The sequence below is a fragment of the Frankia sp. CeRuru1 genome, assembly GCF_977966315.1.
In genome coordinates this window covers 1-19,155 of sequence record NZ_CDWWEW010000010.1, presented here as the reverse complement: position 1 = coordinate 19,155, position 19,155 = coordinate 1, and the positions used below count along the sequence as shown (strand labels likewise).

Below are 19,155 nucleotides of genomic sequence, written 5' to 3'. Positions count from 1 at the left end.
CATCGGGAGGCTGCCCGGCCTCCTCGGGGTGCTCGCCGTGCTAGGCGCGGTGCTCGCCGGATGCGGCGGGTCGTCCACCTCCTCTCCCGGGGCGCAGGCACCTCCCGACACCTCCGCGGCGGTCGTCGCCACGGGCCTGGGACCGGTGCGCGGGCTCACCTTCCCCGACCATCGTGAGTTCTGGGACATCCCGTACGCAGCCGCTCCGGTCGGTTCTCTCCGATGGCGCCCCCCGGTCCCACCCAGGGCGTGGACACAGCCGTTGTCGGCGACGAAACGGGGCAAGGCATGCCCACAGCCGGACGCGCCCGACACGGATGAGGACTGCCTGTCCTTGAATGTCTTCACACCGGTCGGCGTCAGGGCGCAGGGTGCTCCGGTCCTGGTGTGGATCCATGGCGGTTCGTTCGCCACCGGATCGGGCCGCGAGTTCGACGGAAGCGCGTTCGCCAGCCGGACTGCAACGGTGGTGGTGACGCTCAACTATCGACTGGGGCCGCTGGGCTTCCTCGCCGATCCCGCCCTGGCCTACGGGGACGGAACGCGACCCGGGCAGGTTCCCGGCCAGTACGGTCTCCTCGATCAACAGGCCGCCCTCGGCTGGGTGCGCACCAACATCGCCGCGTTCGGCGGTGACCCGGGCCGGGTCACCGCCGCGGGCCAGTCCGCGGGTGCCGCCTCCGTCTGCCTCAACCTGGCCTCGCCTCCCGCGGCCGGGCTGTTCTCCCGAGCGATCGCGCAGAGCGGCTGCGCCCAGCGGATCCGGGCCCGGGCCGAGGGTGAGGCGCAGGGAAGGCAGCTGGCGGCGGCGGTGGGATGTACCGACGACGCACGGATCCTCGCCTGCCTGCGCGGTACGAGCGCGCAGCGGCTCATCGATGCAGGAGTAGATGGTTCCGTGCCGGGACTGTCCTGGCAGCCGGTGGTGGGCGGGCCGGTGTTGCCGCGGTCCATGCTGGACGCGCTGGCCGCCGGGCGGTTCACGCGGGTACCGGTCTTGCAGGGCAGCAACCACGACGAGGGCGGGGTGTTCGTGGTTCCGGGCCAGGACAGCGTGCAGCGCCCGCTCACCTCGGCGGCCTACCCGACGGCCCTCACCCGGCAATTCGGCCGGCTGGCCGCGGCTGTCGCCGCGCAATATCCGCCGGACCGCTACGCCTCACCGGGTCAGGCACTGGCGAGCGCGGTCGGCGATGCGAGGTTCAGTTGCCGGGCGCTGCGGTCCAACGAGCTGTTCTCCCGTTACGTGCCGACCTATATGTACGAGTTCGCGGACACCGAAGCACCGCAGAACTTCCCCTTCCAGCCCACATTCCCCTTCGGCGCTTACCATGGCTCGGAGATCCGGTACGTCTTCGGATTCGGTGTCACCAGCCCGGCTCAGCGAGCCCTGTCTGACCAGATGATTCGGTACTGGGCGGCCTTCGTGGCTGGCGGTGCACCAAAGGTGGATGCCGGCGGGCCCACCTGGCCGGCCTTCGACCAGCGCGAGTCGCGCGTACTCACACTGGCGCCGGGCCGCGTCTTGGTAGCATCCACCTTCACTGACGAGCATCATTGCCGATTCTGGTCATCTTTCACCGGATGACCGGCCGGGCCGGGCGGGAACCTCGAATCGAGGACTGCGTTCACGGTGCTCATCGCGATCAGACTGAAAACTCCTCGGGCCGGACGGTCTGCCGGTCGGCTTGCACGGGGACGGCGCATATGACGGCCGGCACCGGAAGGGGTTCCGGTCGCTTGCGGAATCGAGCGATCTGACGCCCGGCGAACGGTGCCGCCAAGACGATGACGGCGCCGATCACCTGGCTGATTAGCCATCCCACCCCCACCCCTGCGATTCCCATGCCCGGCAGCAGGTACCAGGAGACGACCAGAGCCGTCAGTAGCATGCCGAGGTTCAACCAGACCGCCTGCCACACCCGGTCGCGCGCGCGTAGTACCGACACCGCAAGGTTGGTGATCGCGTCCGGTATCGCGGACAGTATCAGCAGGATGAGTAGACCGTGCCCGTGCTCGGGGTAGTCCGGGCCGAACAGACGTAGCAGCCGGTCCCCGAACAACAGGTAACCGATCAGGATCGGCGCTATGACGGCCGCGATGAGAGTGCCGGAGCGGCGGGTCGCCTGATGTAGCTGAGCGGGGGCGTTCGCGCCCTCGGCGAACAACGACGATGCGACCGCGGGGCTGATCATGAAGAACAGGCTGCCGAGCATCCAGGTCGCGTAGAAGTACGCGCCCTCGGCCGGCCCGCTCCGGGTTACTACGAGAGTCGGCAGGACGTGTACCCCGAGGACGGCGCCGACAGTGGCCAGATGATGACCGGCAAACGATTTCCACAACGAAAGGGTCTTGCGGAGTACTCCGTCCGCGATGAAGACGAACCGGTGGTTCGGCCCGGTACACAGGCGGAACCCGGCAGGAATCACCGACAACCCGGTGCCGAGCACCCAGCAGGCGAGAATCTGGGTGGCCCCGTGCGCCCACACCATCGGGACGAACAGAAAGGCGACTTTGGCGAGGCTGAACAGCACTGTCCGTTCGAGTTGGATGGCGCTGCGCCGCTCCCCGACCGCCGCCAGGTCGAGCAGGCTCCCGAGCCCGGTCACCACCACGCCGGCGATGAACAACCCGCCGACGGTCACCGTGTGCAGCTCGGCGAATCCCGGGGACAACTCCGGTAGGATCACCACCATTAGCATGGCCGCCGCGCCGCAGGCGCCGACGGAGGCGGCGACGCCGGCGGAGAGTGTTCTGCTCCAGGACCGGTCGTCCGTGCAGGTCGACAGCGCACTGATCAGCCCCATGCCGATACCACACGAGGCGAAGACCGCCGTCGCCGTCATCGCCGTCACCATCGCGGCACCGAGACCGGTGTCCTCGGTGGAGCACGTGCGGGCCACGATGAACCAGAACACGTAGCCCAGCCCCGCCCCCAGCAGCGTGCTCGTGGCGACGTAGAGACTGTTCCGGGCCAGGCGACTGTCTGCGAAGGAGAAGCGCCGCCGGACATCCCACCGGGACCGCCGGTCCGGCGACGGTGCCGCCCCTGTCCCCCGGTGAGCGGAGATCGGGCCGTCCGGCAGCGCAGAGGGGTCAGCCAAGCTCGGCATCCCGACCCACCCGGTTTGTCATGTCGATGTCCTCCACGTGTCGGCGCCCGGCTCGTTGTGCTGGGCGGAGAACTTCCCACTGGAGCCGAGTGATTCGGTGGTTATGTGTTCCGTGCTGCATCGACCGGAATCCCTACGGGGTCGACCGCCGCGGACCCGGTCGAACCCGACCTGGCTGGGCCGGGGATGGTCTGCCAGGGCACGCCTATGTCCGCCTGCACGACGGCCGGGCGACAGCGGTACCGCGCGAAGCGCCCCGGTTCTCCCCGTTCGTCCGAACGCAGCCGGACCCGGCAGAGGACCCGGACGCACTGCAGACCGTCCATCCAGGTGATCTTCTTCCCCTCGGCGTGGGACCGGCCGTGATACCGGACCGGGACCTCGAAGGGACGGATCCCCTTCTTCAGCAGGTTCGCGGTCAGCTCGGTGTCCAGCCCGAAGCCCGCCTCCCGCAGCTTCATGTTCCGCAGAGTGGAGACCGGGACGAGCTTCAGGCAGGTGTGCAGGTCGGTGATGTAGGAGTCGAAGAGGAAGTTGGCGACGAAGGTGGTGAGGCGGTTGCCCCAGGCGAACCAGAACGACGGGTAAACCGTGTAATGCCCGAAGACACGGGTGCCGTAGACGTACTGGGAGCGGCCGGTCAGAACCGGATCGAGCAACCGCGGGATGTCGGCGGGCTCGTACTCCAGATCGGCGTCAAACACCAGGGCGAAGGTGCCGGTCGCCAGTTCGGCCCCGGTGAGGACCGCGGCTCCCTTGCCGCGATTACGCCCATGATGGTGGACCCTCAAGCGAGGGTCCACCATCTCGGCCAACAGGTCGCCGGTGGCGTCCGAGCTACCGTCGTTGACGACGACGATCTCCACGTTGCATGGGAAGGGCGTGGTCAGCAGGCGGTTGACGATCGCCTGGACGGTGGCCTCCTCGTTGTACACGGGGACGATGATCGAGAGTTTGATCGGAGCGATTTCGGGATCGTCGACGAAGTCGGGAAGCTGGTTCGTGCTGATATCGGCCGAAGAGTGCATAATGCGGGTCCCCCCGTGGATACACCGGAAGATTCGGAATGTTGCTCGTCGGAGCTCGCCCAGACGAACGGGCGGCAGCGAACCGCCGGGCGTTTTCCTGCTGGCCCGGGGCGCTCGCGGTCGGGACGGCCGTCATCCGCAGGCGGATGACCAGGACCGTCGGGCCGGGTGATGGACCGTGTGCCGGGATCATCGGCGGTGGAGAGGCCGAGCTGGCGAGAGACACCGTGGATCAGGTCATGGTGCCGGCTCCTCCCGCGAGGCGGACGTGAGAGGAACCGAGCAGGTCTCCGGCATCCTTCGCGGTAAGCGCGTCGTCCCGGCGTGGCATCCGACCTGTTCTGCCCCCGTGAGACAGCGCCGTCGTGCGGGAGGCCTCCAGGCGGAAACGTCCCGCGTTGCCGAGTCGGAAGAGCTGGGTCAGGGAGGGCAGGAGGGATGGGTCGGAAACAGTGGACGTCAGTGCGGAGCGCACCCGGTCGAGGTCCGCCACGATCTCGGCGAGTAACGTGGCGATCGGCGAGGCGTTCGCGGACACGATCTCCGACCACAGCTCCGCGTTTGCCCCGGCGATGCGGGTGAAGTCCCACAGGCCCGGCCCGGCGAGGTTGACCACATGGTCGGGCACGCCCGACAGCCGCGCCGCCATCGCGCTGGCAATCAGGTGGGGAACGTGGCTGAGAAGCCCGAGGGCGAGATCGTGCGCGTCCGGCACCATCTCGACCACCGCGCCGCCGCAGGCCGTGCCAATCATTCGGGCATGCAGCAGCGCGCGTTCGGAGGTACTCGGACCGGGGGTCAGCACCCATGGGCGGCTGGTGAACAGATCGCGCTCGGCCCATTCAGGGCCACTGCGTTCCCGCCCGGAGACGGGATGGGCGCCGCAGAAGGAGGACATGTCGGCGCCCATCCGTTCCGCGTCCGCCAACGGCGCGGCTTTCACTGAAGCAGTGTCGCTGAACGTCGAGTGGGCCAGACGCTGCTGCCAGGTAGTCAGTGCGCTGCCCACCTCGCTCGGCGGGACCGCGAGGACGACGTGGTCCACATGGACCACGTCGGTCGCGGGGGCGTTCCGAGCGCCATTCTGCTCGCGCGGCGAGGCACCGCACTGGACCGGCCATGGTTGTCCCGCCCCGCGATGCACGGCCGTCCTCAACCGGTGAGGGTCGCAGTCCTGGAGAAGGACCTCGGTGTCCTGGCGACGCAGCGCCAGACCGATGGAGGTACCGATCAGACCCGTGCCGACAATGAGCACCCGCATCGGGCGGAGTTCGTCGTGAGGAAGCTGCCGAGGCTCGACCGAGTGCCTGAGAACGTTAGGAGACCGGTTTGGCATAGTCACCCCCGACCGATGGATCGAGCTGGCCCGGCCATTGGACGGCGGCCGGGTTCGAACTCACCATACGGATACGGCGAGACCGTACCCAGCCAAAAAATGGTCGACAGCGACAGGAAACAGGCGCATTGAAAAAAGCGGAATACATCTTCCCCCCGCTAGGACGGGGTACGCGCCGCTCTGCCGCCGCAGACCCGCTGTCCTACCTGGTTCCACGTATATACAACGTGGCTTCGAGACTAGTGGTCTCAGATGCCGGGCGGACCCGGCTGCTCATTTCACGTGCTCCGCTCGCTCCGAAATTTCGGCTGGAGTCGATGAGAGCATCCCTGAGGCGTTCAGTCTTAGGTGCGAGTCAACACTCTCCGCGTCCCCCTCTGCGTATCCGGCCTCGTCCCCCCTGAGGCGGTCGACCTTCACTTACCGAGTTCCCGCATACCGATCTCTGTTGGTGCTCCGTAGAGAGCGGAAAACGCAACCCACCAACCTCTCGGCGGTTCGCGCGCGGGGTGGCGGGCATCTACCCCTCCCCGTTCAGTAGTGTAGCAGTGGATATCGATTATCGAGGCCATCCCGGGACTGTTCACGGCAAAGAAGCAGGGTGGCAACTGAATCAAACCTCGGCGGGCTTAGATCACCGCCCCGGCAATGATCCGTGATCTCGTCTGACCCTCTCCTCGGTGGGCTACCGCCTCCATGTTTGTCCGATATACTCCGTATGTCATTGCGATCCTGGGGCTGTCAGATGAATGATCACGGTGTTGCCTGCGGCAGGATGAAGCGTTGATGAACATCTGTCAATAGGTGCAGCGGTTCCCGGAGTAGATCGATCGCAGCCTGGATCCCGGCGGTCGGAATCCGGTCCGGGTAATAGCTGGCGGTCATGTGCAGGACGCCGCCGATCTCGCTGAAGGAGAAGGTCAGCCCGTCCGGCCCGCCGGGTGTGGCCCCGACCAACCAGAACCGGTCGGCCGGCGGGGCGGTCCACGGGACGCCCTGCATTTCGGCGGCCCGACCGACGTAGGTCAGTGACAACACTGCTCTGTTACCGACCGCCTGCGGAACATCGCCGACGGGTTGTCGGACCTGGGCCGCTCGAAGCGTCCCGTCGACCGCGGTGGCCAGAGTCCGACCCGAGGCTAACGTCGCTGTCAGCGTCCGGTGCAGCGCGACCGGTCCTTCGTCGGTGGGCGCGGATAGGTAGACGCTCTTCGCGAGGTTGCCCGGCGCCTTTACCTCCGGGCCCGCGTATCGACGGTTGTCCACCAGCATGTACACCCCGTCATCGACAACCGGCAGCCCAGCCGCGCGGACGGCGAGCCTGGCCGCCGAGCAGACGAGCATCGCGACCGACACGTCGGGTGCGGCGGTGTCCCGCCACCGCCGCAGTCCGCCCAGCGCCTCGGCCGACATCCGCGTCGCGACCACGTTAGGCGCCGGTGTTGCGGCCGGCCAGGACGAGCCGTTCCGATTATCACCTGCCGGCGGCTGCGGGCGTGGAGCCCGCAGACTCGTCAGCGCCCGCGAAGGTCGTCTTCCGTAGTAACGGGCCGCGATCCGCATCAGGCTCCGGGTGGAGTCCGGGGACGGGACAGCCAGCAGGGCCGCGTCCGTCTCGGCGCTGGCCAGTACCTGCTCGACGATGCGGCTCGTGGTGGCGGCGTCCCCGAGTGCATGGCTCGTGACCACCGCGAGCAGATCCCCGCGTGTCAGGAGACGGAAGGGAAGATCGTCGACGCCCTTGCTCAGGGCACGGTTCATCGCGTGGACCGGATCCTCCCCGTCGGGCAGGAGTTCCACGAGCCGGGCGCAGTGCGAGGCTTGCCGTGCCGACGCGACCGGAACGTACCGGAGCCGCCGCCGATCTAGGACACTGACGAGTGGATGGGACGGCTGCTTCTCGGCCAGCCGTAGCATGGCGGCGCGGAGCTGATCGGGCGTGGGGGCGGCGACCGGACCGAACATGCGGATCACGTTGAAGGGAAGCCAGGGCCGGTCGGCGAGCGACACGGACGTCGGAGACGTCGTCGGCCGGAGGAGTCGTCGCAACACTGGTGCGGATCCCTACTTGGCAGGAAGGACAGAGTTGACCAGGCTGAAGTCGGCCGACTTCGCGGCCATTCGGTGAGCCAGCTGGTAGAAGCGGCTCGCTGAACCGAGGTAGAAGCGTTCGTACAGTTCCGATCGCCCCGCCAGCCCCGTGCCCACGAAGTCCCAAGCCAGCCGGAACAGAGCGGTCCGATCGGCGGCAGTCATGCCGTTCGCGCCCTGGTAGTAACGGTCCAGCAGCGGACGCAGCGCGGGATTCTCCAGCTCCGCCTGACACGGCGTGGCGAGCAGGCTGTGGCTGCCGAGCAGTTTGATGATCTCGTTGACCCGGGGGAACCACCGCGGCAGGGTGGGACGCAGTGCCATCAGGGGGGGCTCGTCACAGAACCAGACTCCGGCGCCCCATTCATGGGCGCCCCCCTCGGCCGCAGCCAAGCAGCTGCGGGTCATCTGGAGATAGGTCCAGATCTCGCCGAGCTGCTCCAAGGCCTGCGGTGAGGTGTTGTTGACGGCTTCGGCCATCTTCGTGGCGAGCTCCCAGGCGAACTGGAGCTTCGTCGCCGCTCGGATTGTGGTCTGCTGCATCATGTTCGCCGTCCACCCGGACCTCTGCCCGACCTGGTTGTAGAGGTCGACGTTGCCGTCCAGGAAGACCCGGGACCGGGGGACTTCGACGTCATCGAAGATGACGACGGCGTCCTGCTCGTCGAACCGGCTCGACAGCGGGGCGTCGGTGACCGCTCCTGACGAGGAGTAGCTGTCCCGGCACATGAGTTTCAGGCCCGGGGTCGACAGGGGAATGGCGAAGATCATCGCGTACCGCTCCGTGCCCTCGCTCAGTGGATAGCCCGGGTAAACGAGCATCTCGTCGGCGAAGGGAGCGAGGGTAGCCAGTGCGCGGGCCCCCCGCACGATGATACCCTCGGAGGTGTCGGCCACCTTGTGGACGACGATCTCGCCACCGCCCGCTGCGGTCTCCGGCTGGGAGCGATCAATTGTCGGGTTGACGATGGCGTGGGTCAGTGCCCAGTCGTTGAGCCTGACCTGCCGATGATATTCGACAAGGTTCACTGTCCCCTCGTCGTTCCCGTCCCGGGACCACACGTCCGTCCGCCCGGCGAAGCCCGCGAGCGTGACGTTGACATAGTCGGGGCTGCGTCCCATTAGCCCGAGTGTCCGCTGCGCGATGCACTCGATCGCGATATGCCGACGGGCGAGGTCCGCAGCCGAACGAGGGATCAGATGAGTCACCGGAGTCGGCTCGCCGGTCTCCGGATCGGTGTCCAACAAAAGATCGCTGCTGTCCTGCTGAAGATCGAACAGCCCTGCGAGCATGGTCGCAGCCCCCGCTGTCGCCGGATGTGTTGTAACGTCATCGATACATTGTCCACCGAGCCAGACCTCGCGGCCGTCCAGCAACCCCGCGAGGAACTCTTTGCCCGTACGCGCGCCCATCTTGGTCCCGCCCCCCCCAGATATTCAGACAAGGCCACTCTACATACCGGCGATTAGCCGGCTGCGGGGGGCCTCGGTTTGCCATTTAACTTGCTTGCTTCCGAGCCCCTGCACCTGCCGTCTCCTTCTCGATCTTCCTGGCGACTTGGTGGCGGCTCGTCGCTGGTTGGGGTCTGCCGCTGGGCCTCTCGGGGCCGGGAGTGGGTTTTCGGGCGGAGGTCGTGGAGCATGCCCAGGCGCCGCTCAGGGTACAGGTATGCACCGGGCTCATCAGGTAAACTCGAAACCATCGGCCGCGGCGAAGGTGACCCCACGGTAGCCGTGGGGTGCTGGCCCACTCCGCGTGTGATGAGGATTTCGTTCCGGCGAGCGCCGAACGGCCGGGTGCAGGATAGGTCCGTGCGGCGCCCAGGGGCTGAGCAGAACCGCAGGTAGGGCCCGTGTATCCACCGCCGGGCCACGTATCATGAGTCGGTCACGTCCCGATCTTCCTCCTACAGGATTGGGGCGCGGAGGCTACGGCACTCGGTCCCGGATGTACCGCCGAGAAGGGCAGGTGAGATATGTCACGGCCTTTCGTTCGCCCCTGTCGACTGGCTCTGCCAGCCAGCTTCGAAGGGAGACGGCGGTGCCGTCGGTGGATCGCCCCGGCGGATGGGTCGGGGCGTCGTCCGGCAACAGCACAGCTCCGGTACGATTCCGCGGCGGCGACCGGGCCGGCGAGAACGCGGCCGCGGGACGGGAGTGACGTCGCCGGTGGCAGGCGGTGGCGAGGGGAGTTGAGGATTTCCGGCGTCGGGGGATTCGACAGCGTCGCATCAGCAGGCAGGAACTCGGGGGACCTGATGGATATCGTGCTCGTCACACCGCGCTTCTTTCCGCATCTCGGCGGCATCGAGATTCACATTGCTGAACTCGCCCGGCGGTTCGTCGACGCCGGTCACCGGGTGAGTGTCGTGACGCAGGAGGATGGGCGTCCGCCGGTGGGTCCGCCTGATCCGCCGGGCGTCGTGGTGCGGCGGTTCCGGAGCTTTCTCCCGTTCCGAGGCCAGGGGGTCTCGGTGGAGCTGTGTCAGTACCTGCGGCAGGGCGCATATCGAGGATCGGTAATTCATCTACATAATTACCATGCTCTGGTGACGCCGTTCGCGGCGATGGGCGCTTCGCATCCACTGGTGGTGACTCCCCACTATCTCGGGCGCGGAACCACCCTCGGTACCCGGGCCCTGCACGTCGGGTACCGGGCGCTCGGCCGCCGGCTCATCTCGGCGGCGGACGCCGTCATCTGCGTCTCCCAGGCCGAGGCGGACATGCTTCGCGGCGACCTCCGCATGACGACCCTGCCGACGATCGCGGTGATACCCAACGGGGTCCAGGTGGCCGCGATCCAGGCAGCCGAGCCTGTGTCCCAGGAGGGCAAGCTGTGTCTCATGGCCTGCCGCCTCGAGGGGTACAAACGTCCAGATCTCGCCATCCGCGCGCTGGCGGCCCTCGGTCCGGACGTGCGTCTCGTCATCGCGGGCTCGGGCCCGGAGCGCGGCGCTCTCGAGGAGCTTGCCGGGTCCCTCGCAGTGCGGGACCGGGTGATCCTGCTCGGCAGGATTCCCTCGGAGGAACTCGCGCGCTGGTATCGACGGGCCGAGGTGGTCCTGGCCCTGTCCGATCGTGAGTGCTTCGGGCTCACCGTGGCCGAGGGCATCGCCGCGGGCGCCGCGGTGGTGGCCACCGACATCCCCGCCCACCGCGAGGTGGTCGCGGGAACGGGATATCCCACCTCCGCCCTGATTCCGGTGAACGCCGCGGCCCAGGTGGTCGCGCGCGCCGTGCGGGCCGCCCTGGACGATCCGCCGGCGCCCGTCCGGATGCCGCCTGACTGGGACGCGGTGGCCGCCACCACCCTCGATCTCTACGCCGCCGTGTCCTCGGCGTCGTGAACCCCGCCGCGGCGCGGCGAATCGGCGGTCCTCACCTTGCCCGCGTCGAGGCCGCAGTCCGTTTCGCCGCCAGGACCGTCTCATAGACGTCGATCAGATCCCTGGTGACCTGGGCGGCCTTGAAACGGGGGGATCGTTCCAGGCCGCCGCGGGCGAGATCCCCGCGCAGCTTCGGGTGGGCCAGCAGGCGGTCGAGCGCATCGGCGAGCGCCGAGGCGTCTCCGGGTGGAATCCGCAACCCGGACACACCGTCCTCGACGATGTCACGCAGCCCGCCGATGTCCGACACAACGATCGGGGTACCGCACGCCATCGCCTCGACTGCGACCAACCCGAACGGTTCGGCCCAGCGGGAGGGCACCACGCCGACCGTGGCCGCCCGCCAACTGGCCAGCACCTCCTGATGGGGGACCTTCGAGCGGACAAGGACTCCCGGCCGATCGCCGACGTCCAGATCAGACCGTGGAATGCCGAGCATCACCAGCGGCACCGGGACAGCCAGCCGACGGTGGGCCTCCAGCAGGACGTCGACACCCTTGTGCCGTCCCAATGCGCCGACGAACAGCAGGAAAGGTCCGGTGGGCAGAAAGGCGGGCCTGGGCTGCGTCTCACCGATCCGGCCGACGTCGTCGGAGATGAACGGCGGGATGATCGTCATCCGGTCCCGGATCGCCGGAAGAGCGGCCGACACGGAGTCGCGGACCGCCAGACTGATCGGGAGGAAACGGTCGACGCGGCTGAGCAAGGGGCGGCTGGTTATCAGGCCCAGCGTGAGCGCCACGCCCTTCGCTGAACCATAGGTGGCCGACGCACACGGTACGCAGCGGCGGATGGACGGTCCACCGCAGTGCTCATCGGCCCTGGTCAAGGTCTTGCCGGCGCAGATCAGACCGTATTCGTGCAGATGGACCACCAGGCCGGTGGTCGGCGGCAGGCGAAGCGGAAGGCAGGAATGCACCATCCAGCCGTGGGCGTGGACGATGTCCGGTCGCCAGGAGCCCACGAGGTGCGTCAGGGCCCGGAGGAGGGGCGGATCGGGCACGGTGGGGTGAAAGAAGTGGGACGGATCCGCGGCGAACCGGCGCAGATGCCGGGTGAGCCCGCGCAACCGGTGGATTTCGACGCCGTCGATCCGTTCGTGGGCCGGTGCGCCCGGCAGGTCCAGCGTCGCCACCCGGACCTCGTGGCCGCGTCGGACCAGGGCCCGGGCGATGTCTTGGACGGCGCTCTCAATCCCGCCCAACGCGGGCGGGTAGCCGTCGCTGACCAGCAGCACTCTCATGTCAGACCTCCGCCTTCGCAGGTCTGCCATCGACCCGCCCGTAGAGATGAGGGAAACCGTGGGGATGAGGGAAACGGGATACTCGGGCCACCCCGGGCCGTGCGGCTGGCCTGGGACGGGATCGGATCGTGGTAGCGGTGTCGACTGCCCGGCGCGCCGACACCTGCCCCGCGCCGGTGCCGTCCGCCGGACCGGCCCGGTCCGGCGCCGCGGGAGCGGTAACGCGAGGAGAAGGCGAGGATGGCCAGTGCACCACCCCCTTGCGCGAGTAGCCAGGCCGCCCCGGCACCACTGATCCCCCAGACCGGCAGCAGTGTCCAGGCCAAGACGAGCACCGCGACCAGCATGGCGACGTTGAGCATGATCGCGGCTCGTAGGTCCTTCACCGCGCGCAGAAAGGCGATCGCGAGATTGGTGACCGCGTCCGGCAGGACGGACGCGGTCAGCAGGAGCAGCAGCACCCTGCCCTGTGCGGGGTAGTCCGGACCGAAGATCCGGAGGAAGGTGCTGCCGAACAGGACGAAGGCGACGGACAAGGGTCCCAGGACGACAACCAGGATCCGCACCGACCGGCGCATCGCGGTCGACATCTGTCGACGATCCACACTGGCCTCGACCAGGAACGCCGAGGCCACTGCCGGGCTGATCATGAAGAAGGCGCTGCCGAGCATCCAGGTCGCGTAGAAGTAGGCACCGAGTTCCGGTCCCAGCCGCACGACGACCATCAGTGGCAGCAGGTAGGGGCCGAGTGAGCCGGCGACCGTGATGACATGGTTGCCGACAAGCGCCCGGGCCAGGGTCCTGACCTCGGCGAGCACGCCGGCGGATCGTGGATGCAACGCGCGGCCGGCGCGCAGTAGCAGGCCGGCCGCAATGAGTGTGGACAGGCACATGGCGGCGACCCAACCGGTCAGGACACGTGTCGTCGCGGCGAGACCGGTGACCGGAATGAACAGGAACCCCGTCTTGGCTATGTTGAACACGAGGGTCCGGATCATCTGCACGGGGCTGCGGTGTTCGCTGAGGGCCACGGCGTCGAGCAGCGAACCCAGTCCGGTCGCCACCGTGCCCACGACGAAGGCGGACCCCAGGGAGACCGAGCCCAGGTCGGCCAGATCCGCCGAGAAACGCGGCGCGACCAGCACCACGCCGATGCCCACGACGCCGGAGATCACGGTGGTGACGAGTGTCGCGGCCAGCAGGGTCCGGCTCCAGGAAGCGTCGTCGCGGCGCGTCGGCAGAATCGTGATCAGGCCCGTGCCGAATCCGGAGCAGGCGAGCACCGCTCCGGCTGTCATGACGTTGGTGATCGCGCCGACGAGTCCCGTTGTGGCCGTCGATTCGGTGCGCGCCAAGACCAGCCAGAACAGATAGCCGACGAGCGCCCCGCCTGCGGTGCTGCCCGCGACGAACAGGGTGGCTGACGTCATCCGCCGGCCGCTCTGCCGCGCGTCGCCGATCAGCGACGCGGCGGGCAGGTACCTCAGGAGGGCGGTCGGCTCGTCGTCTGCGATGCGGCCGGTGCCTGCGCCGTGGTCTGGACGTAGAGGATGAGCTCGCGGTCCGGCTGCGAGGGCATCCGCATCCGCAGTTCCACTCGATAGGTACCCGGCGCGGTCGGCGCGACGAACGTCGTGGAGCCGGTCAACGCCGTCGGCGTTACGGCCGTGATAGCCGTCGTGGAGGCTGTCGGCCGGCCACCGACGAGAACCTCCGGGCTGGTGCGTACCAGGTTTCGGCTGGACACCGAGTATTTCCACGAGAGCGCAACCGTCCTGGCCGGGGGGCCATCGAGGACACCGGGTATAAGGGCCGACGGGCCGTCGAGGGCGAAGTTCGTGTACGTGTCGTTCCTGGCCGGCTGCATGGCGAGGGCGACGAGCACCGACGCCACCACACAGCCGGCGAGGACGATCGTGCCGGCCACCGTGGCCGCCGCGTGGCGACGACTGAGGAGCGGGATGGTTGTCGTGGCCGAGGACGGTGTCCGCACCAGCGCGCACCCGAGGGCGACGATGACGATTCCAGCGTGGATGAGGACGAGAGTGCCCCGGTTGAGCCCGCCTCCAGTGAGGTTGGCGGCCAGTGCAGCGCCGAGTAGCGAGACGATTCCGGCGAGCGGGTAGAGGAAGCGCAGGACTGGAGTGGGAATCATCTCGTCTAGCCGCGACGCCGTCCCGGGCGGCGCGACCGCGGTCGTCAGCAGGAAGCCGGCGCCGCCGATGATGAGCACCAGCCCGACCAGGCGTGGCGCGGCTCCCGGCGCGGCGAGGCAGAGCAGGTAACCGATGGCGACGGCGGCGCCAGCGAGCCCCTCGACCGTGCGGACGCCGAGGTTGGGTCCCGGCCGGGTGTAGGTCGTGGCTGTCACCCGTTTACCCCCGTGGTGAGGCGTTGCCCGAAAGCCGCATAGTCGATGCGGTAGATCGCGAAATTGTCGCTGGAGAAGATCTTTGTCGACCAGGGGGACTGGTTGAACCGTTCGAGTACCGCCGGCTTCACCGGGAGCTCGATAGGCGGTTCGCTGTTATTGAGCAGCGACACGCCGAACGGGGCCTCGCGGGCCATGTTCAGGTCAATGAAGAAGTAGTAGTAGTCGCTGGATGACAACTGATTCCGAAGTGTGACGGGTGGGTCATCGGCGGATTCGAAGATCTGCCAGACCGGGAAACCTGACGACGGCACGGCAGGTACCGCTCCGCCGTAGGCGACGAGCGGTTCTAGAGCGTACCGGTCCACGACGACTCGGACGGGTCCGAGATGCTCACCGAACCATTCCGAGGCGGTCCTCGTCTCGAGGTTCTGGGCGCGCGACTCCGACCCGAACCGGTAAGGCCCCGGAAAACGATAGGGATCGTTCAGCCCGCCGCCGACGTTGCCGATCAGAACCACGACGAAAGCCGGGAGGACGATCGCCGTGGGCGGCACCCGAACCAGGGTCAGCGGACGGAGGGTGCGCCGTGGACCGGTCTGCCGTTCGGGGTCGAGTAGCCGGATCGTCGCCAGGGCAAGCAGGACCGCCAGCCCGGCGTAGGTAAAGGCCCACGAGCGGCGGGCTCCCTCCGCCCCACTCGGGGTGAGGACGAAGGGCACCGATGGGAAGTAGATCAGGCCGAAGAGAACGACTCCGAAGAAGGCCGCCGCGAAATGCCGCCGCGTCCGCCACAGCTGGACGCAGCCCAGCACGGAGAATCCAAAGATCACCAGTGGGGCGGCAGCCGTCAGCAGGCGCTCGTAGACCGGCTGGGCGGTCACCGCGAGAACAGCGCGGCGACTCTGGGCACTGCCTGAATCCGAGCCGAACAGCTGCTGGGTCGCGTTGCCCGCGTAGGGCGAGAGGTACGGGACCGTGCCGGGCGCGACGAAAACCACCCAGAGTGTCGCGGTCGTGGCGAGCGCGCCGAGGAGCACCCACCACTGCCCGATCGGTTCCTGGCTGGGCCGGCCGCGCCATCGCAGCCGCAGCACGGTGGTCACCAGCGCCATCAGTAGAAGGAAGCAGATGAGAATCAGCGTGGTCAGGTGGTGGGTCACCACGCAGCAGGAGGCTGCCACGATCGCGAGACCGGTCAGGTGGCGCCGTGGCGTCGGCGTCGCCGCCCGGCTCGCGGTGAAGGCCAGGGCAAGCGCCCAGAGAAAGAACGAGATACCCACGCTCTCGTACGCGAACTGAGTGTCGAAGTACATGTAACTGGAGTTGGTCATGTAGACCAGAGCCCCGATTCCCCCGGCCCGGGCGCTGCCGAGGAGGGTGGACACCAGCTGCATGACCGCGACGGCGGCGAGCACATGCATGCTGAACATCAGCAGTTCCGCGCAGTGCCAGATGCTCAGCCCCGTCAGGCGCACGAGGATGGTAGTCAGCGCGTGGGTCCCCGGAAAGTACTCGATGATGGGGATGACGCCGTTTGGCTGGAACAGGTGACCGGTTCTCAGGATGTCGTAGGTCTCCCGCCAGTGCGCGAACTCGTCGTGGTAGACCGGCTCCGAGGGGTTGCGCAGGAACTTGGGGAAGAAGGTGAACGCGGCGAAGACCAGCACCGCATGCAGGCGGTCGCCGAAGCTCGCGCGTCCCGAACCCAGAACGAGGGCCACTGGAACCGCGACGATCAGGACACCGACCCAGAAGAGCGTGTAGTAGCGGATCGGAGCTCCGCCCGTGGCGGCCGTCCGGAAGGACAGACCGACGATCAGGACGCCGGCCGCCACGGACAGCCAGAGCTGTCTGCGGCTTGGCGAGTGAAGGCTCAGCCGATTTCTTCTCGGCTTCACGATGACGGCTCGGTCCAGGACGACCGTCTCGTCGGGGTCGGCCATCTCTGCCCTCGGATCAGCCTTCATGCAGATCACCTGAGCGGGTCGATGTTTTCCTGCTCCGGATGATTCGTGAGCTGATTCGTGTGTTCAACGTTCTCTGCGTCGTCCGGCCGGAGCCGTTCGCAGCGGCGTCGGCCGGGGTGGTCCGATCCGTGGTGGCCAGCCGGGTGCCCCGATCCGACGAGGGCACCAGCGCGTCGTAGAGTTCCCGGTAGGCCGCGCGCGTGGTATCCCAGGTGTGTTCGGTCGCGAACCGCTCCGCGCGCCTCTCGGGGAGCTTCCGGATCGCCGCCGCGAGCTTGTCGAGGTCGTGGGGCGGAACGAGGGTGGCGCCCTTGTAGTCGCGCGCGGCCTCGGCGAGCCCGCCGACCTCGTAGAGGATCACGTGTAGGCCGTGGCTCATCGCGATGTGCAGGGGACCGCTCGAGCTGCCGCGCCGGTAGGGCAGCACGAGTGCGTCGGCGGCGGCGAAGAACCGTGCGGCCTCGCCGTCGTCCACGTACCGGTTCACGAAGGTGATGCGGTCCCGGTGAGGACTCTCGGCAATGAGCCTGCTCGGCAGGTCCCAGTCCTCCCAGGTCTCGCCGACGACGGTCAGCGTGTATTTTTCAGCCTCCACCCGGTCGAGGCTGTTGAAGACCATCACCAGGTCCTCGAGTCCCTTGTACGGTCGGATCAGCCCGAAGAAGAGCAGTCGGGTCGGCTTCACGAGCGGCTGGGCCGCCCCGTGGACGTCGATGGGATCGTCGGACATCGTGCTGTCGACGGTGAGGAGTTGGTCGTAAGGCCCGTGCGGGGCCCGCTCGACTCTGAGGTGTCCGAGGTCAAGGACGGAAGCTAGTTGATCCGCGTCGTGCTGGTTGTGGACCAGCGCGCCACCGGCCAGCCGCACCAGGACCGGGAGTAGGCGTTGGGAGTAGATGCGGGCTGGTGCGAAACGCATCTCGCCCGGATCTTGCACCTCATGAAACTCGATCACCATGGGGATCCGGCGGAGACGGGCGATCAGGGCCAGCGCGAGGTAGGTGTGCAGGACCGCGGCGGTCCACCACTGGAGAACGAGAAGCCGCGGGCGTCGTTGGACGAGGAAGACGGCGGCCCGGGCCAGTGATGGCGCCCAATACCAGTCGATCCCGTCGAGGACTGTCACCTTCTTGTCGTAGGACAGACTGGTCAGCTTGGCGCCGACCCGTCGATGGCCGGGATACAGCCGTTCCGGCAGAAGCCGACGGATCAGGATGACGTTCATCTCGAACTCTTCGGCCAGTGCATTGCTGAGCCGGCATGAATAGACGCTCAACCCACTGAGAAAACGAAACCCCGGCCCGACGACGCATATGCTTCCGCTGGTTCCGGTCTTCTTCGCTCCGTCGGGACTGCCGATATTCACTCTGTCCTCGCTTCTCGTCCGCGGCGCGGCAGAACTCGGTTGCGGCGGTGGCAGACTCGGTCCCGTGCCGTCGGGCTGTCGCTGGGGGCTGTCATCTGGGATGCGGATGCCTGGTGGAGAGCTGGAGAACCGATCCGCCCGCGGGGAGAGGATCTGGAACGACGCGCTTGGCGCTCGGCATCCTCGGACCTGCCTGAGCGGATCTGTCTGAGGGGACCTACAGGGCGGTCCCCAGCGGATGTCGATGATTCCATGCTTGGCGCCGTCTCGACCCCGTCGCTTCTCCAAGGATTATGTGAAGAAAACATGTCGGCATCCACCCCCGCATCAGGCGTTCGCGACGCGACCCATCTGACATCCGCCGTCCGATCGAGTGGCGAAATACGTTCGGCGCCCCCCCGCGGCATGCGCGTCGTTATTTTGTGGATCTCACCCGCTGAGTATCGATGTTGGAAGTCGACTTCTCCTCGATATCATTAATTTTCCTCGGTGTCACGGTCATCTGCCATTGAAGTGGGCCACGCCACATCGCGGGGAGCAAAGTGGCGAAGCGCTTTCGGTCCCGATGCGCGCGGGGAACCTCCGATCGGAGGTCCCCGGCGTCGGTGGTGCGGTCGAAAAGTACGAGCCGTCATTCCGGGAGGCGGTCCACCGGAAAAATCGGTGTCCCCGGTCGTGGGAACGAAACGGCGGGCGCTGGAGCGCCGTCACGTGGACCTCGGGATTGCGGGATTTCCGGGCGCCGTGGGAGCCGACCAAAATACCGTCACCCGTTGCCCGGGATGCACGACGGGTGGCCGGACCGGAGCTCATCTCTCGGTGAACGGCCGGACAAACGGCTAACGATCTCGAGGGGAAACGGAGAAGAAGTATGTGCTCACGCGCGGTCCACCTGGCGACGACCGGGCGACCGGCGCGGCCGAGAGCCGGCGGTCGCCGGCCGCGCCGGACAGGGAAGAACCGGTATGCCGCCGCGACGGACCGTGCAGGTGGATCCGCCCGCCGGTGGGCGCGAAAAAATACGATGTGGCATGGTCACTTGAAACGTCCCCCCAACGAAAGTCCCGTTCCGGCTGACCCGCACCTGAGAGCACGAACGGGTCTTCAGCGCGGATCGGAGATTCTCCGCGAATCCTAACAGCAACTGCGCAGACACCTCTCCGGGTGGCAGGGACTCCTCAAAGTCGCGTGACCGTGCGTGATGGTTCTTGAGGGAGTGGCTGGCTGTTGGGGACGGTGCCGGGGTGGTGG

At 67.6% G+C, this 19,155-nt stretch carries 12 protein-coding genes; 2 read left to right on the top strand and 10 right to left on the bottom strand.

All coding sequences use genetic code 11. From position 1 onward, the window contains the following. The first annotated feature begins 28 nt into the window (after positions 1 to 28). Positions 29 to 1,588 (top strand): carboxylesterase/lipase family protein, encoded by a 1,560-nt coding sequence (locus AC08OP_RS01670; protein WP_476612580.1) that lies wholly within the window; start codon positions 29 to 31, stop codon positions 1,586 to 1,588. A 58-nt stretch (positions 1,589 to 1,646) separates the two neighbouring features. Here the strand turns inward: AC08OP_RS01670 and AC08OP_RS01665 are convergent, their stop codons facing one another. The 5 genes from AC08OP_RS01665 to AC08OP_RS01645 all read right to left on the bottom strand — a co-directional run bounded on the left by AC08OP_RS01665 (position 1,647) and on the right by AC08OP_RS01645 (position 8,981). Further along, on the bottom strand, positions 1,647 to 3,104 hold the full coding sequence (locus tag AC08OP_RS01665) for a lipopolysaccharide biosynthesis protein (RefSeq protein ID WP_476612579.1): 1,458 nt from the start codon (positions 3,102 to 3,104) through the stop codon (positions 1,647 to 1,649). Between the two features lie 110 nt (positions 3,105 to 3,214). After that, entirely contained in the window at positions 3,215 to 4,141 is a 927-nt protein-coding gene (locus tag AC08OP_RS01660; protein ID WP_476612578.1) for a glycosyltransferase family 2 protein, read from the bottom strand. Positions 4,142 to 4,373: 232 nt separating this feature from the next. Then, positions 4,374 to 5,402, bottom strand: coding sequence for a prephenate dehydrogenase/arogenate dehydrogenase family protein (locus AC08OP_RS01655; protein ID WP_476612577.1), 1,029 nt, complete (start codon positions 5,400 to 5,402; stop codon positions 4,374 to 4,376). Positions 5,403 to 6,230: 828 nt separating this feature from the next. Further along, the gene (locus AC08OP_RS01650; protein WP_476612576.1) at positions 6,231 to 7,529 is read right to left on the bottom strand and encodes a hypothetical protein; all 1,299 of its coding nucleotides are present in this window, start codon (positions 7,527 to 7,529) and stop codon (positions 6,231 to 6,233) included. Between the two features lie 12 nt (positions 7,530 to 7,541). Beyond that, a complete protein-coding gene (locus AC08OP_RS01645) occupies positions 7,542 to 8,981 on the bottom strand; it encodes a 4-hydroxyphenylacetate 3-hydroxylase family protein (protein ID WP_476612575.1) in 1,440 nt (479 codons plus the stop codon). A gap of 845 nt (positions 8,982 to 9,826) precedes the next feature. On the opposite strand from AC08OP_RS01645, the gene AC08OP_RS01640 reads away from it, so the two are divergent. Next, positions 9,827 to 10,915, top strand: coding sequence for a glycosyltransferase family 4 protein (locus tag AC08OP_RS01640; protein WP_476612574.1), 1,089 nt, complete (start codon positions 9,827 to 9,829; stop codon positions 10,913 to 10,915). 31 nt (positions 10,916 to 10,946) lie between these two features. Here the strand turns inward: AC08OP_RS01640 and AC08OP_RS01635 are convergent, their stop codons facing one another. From AC08OP_RS01635 to AC08OP_RS01615, 5 genes are read right to left on the bottom strand one after another with little or no spacing between them, the layout of a single operon-like run. After that, a complete protein-coding gene (locus AC08OP_RS01635) occupies positions 10,947 to 12,197 on the bottom strand; it encodes a glycosyltransferase family 4 protein (protein WP_476612573.1) in 1,251 nt (416 codons plus the stop codon). Next, positions 12,194 to 13,627 carry a lipopolysaccharide biosynthesis protein gene (locus AC08OP_RS01630; RefSeq protein WP_476612572.1) on the bottom strand — a complete coding sequence of 478 codons (1,434 nt, stop codon included), beginning with the start codon at positions 13,625 to 13,627 and terminating at the stop codon, positions 12,194 to 12,196. Before AC08OP_RS01630 ends, AC08OP_RS01635 begins: the two co-directional genes overlap by 4 nt. 53 nt (positions 13,628 to 13,680) lie before the next feature. Further along, the gene (locus AC08OP_RS01625; protein ID WP_476612571.1) at positions 13,681 to 14,568 is read right to left on the bottom strand and encodes a hypothetical protein; all 888 of its coding nucleotides are present in this window, start codon (positions 14,566 to 14,568) and stop codon (positions 13,681 to 13,683) included. Further along, positions 14,565 to 16,538, bottom strand: a complete 1,974-nt coding sequence (locus AC08OP_RS01620) for a hypothetical protein (RefSeq protein ID WP_476612570.1) — start codon at positions 16,536 to 16,538, stop codon at positions 14,565 to 14,567. The genes AC08OP_RS01625 and AC08OP_RS01620 overlap by 4 nt, the downstream gene beginning before the upstream one ends. Beyond that, positions 16,528 to 17,763, bottom strand: a complete 1,236-nt coding sequence (locus AC08OP_RS01615; RefSeq protein WP_476612569.1) for a glycosyltransferase — start codon at positions 17,761 to 17,763, stop codon at positions 16,528 to 16,530. The genes AC08OP_RS01620 and AC08OP_RS01615 overlap by 11 nt, the downstream gene beginning before the upstream one ends. Positions 17,764 to 19,155: the final 1,392 nt, after the last annotated feature.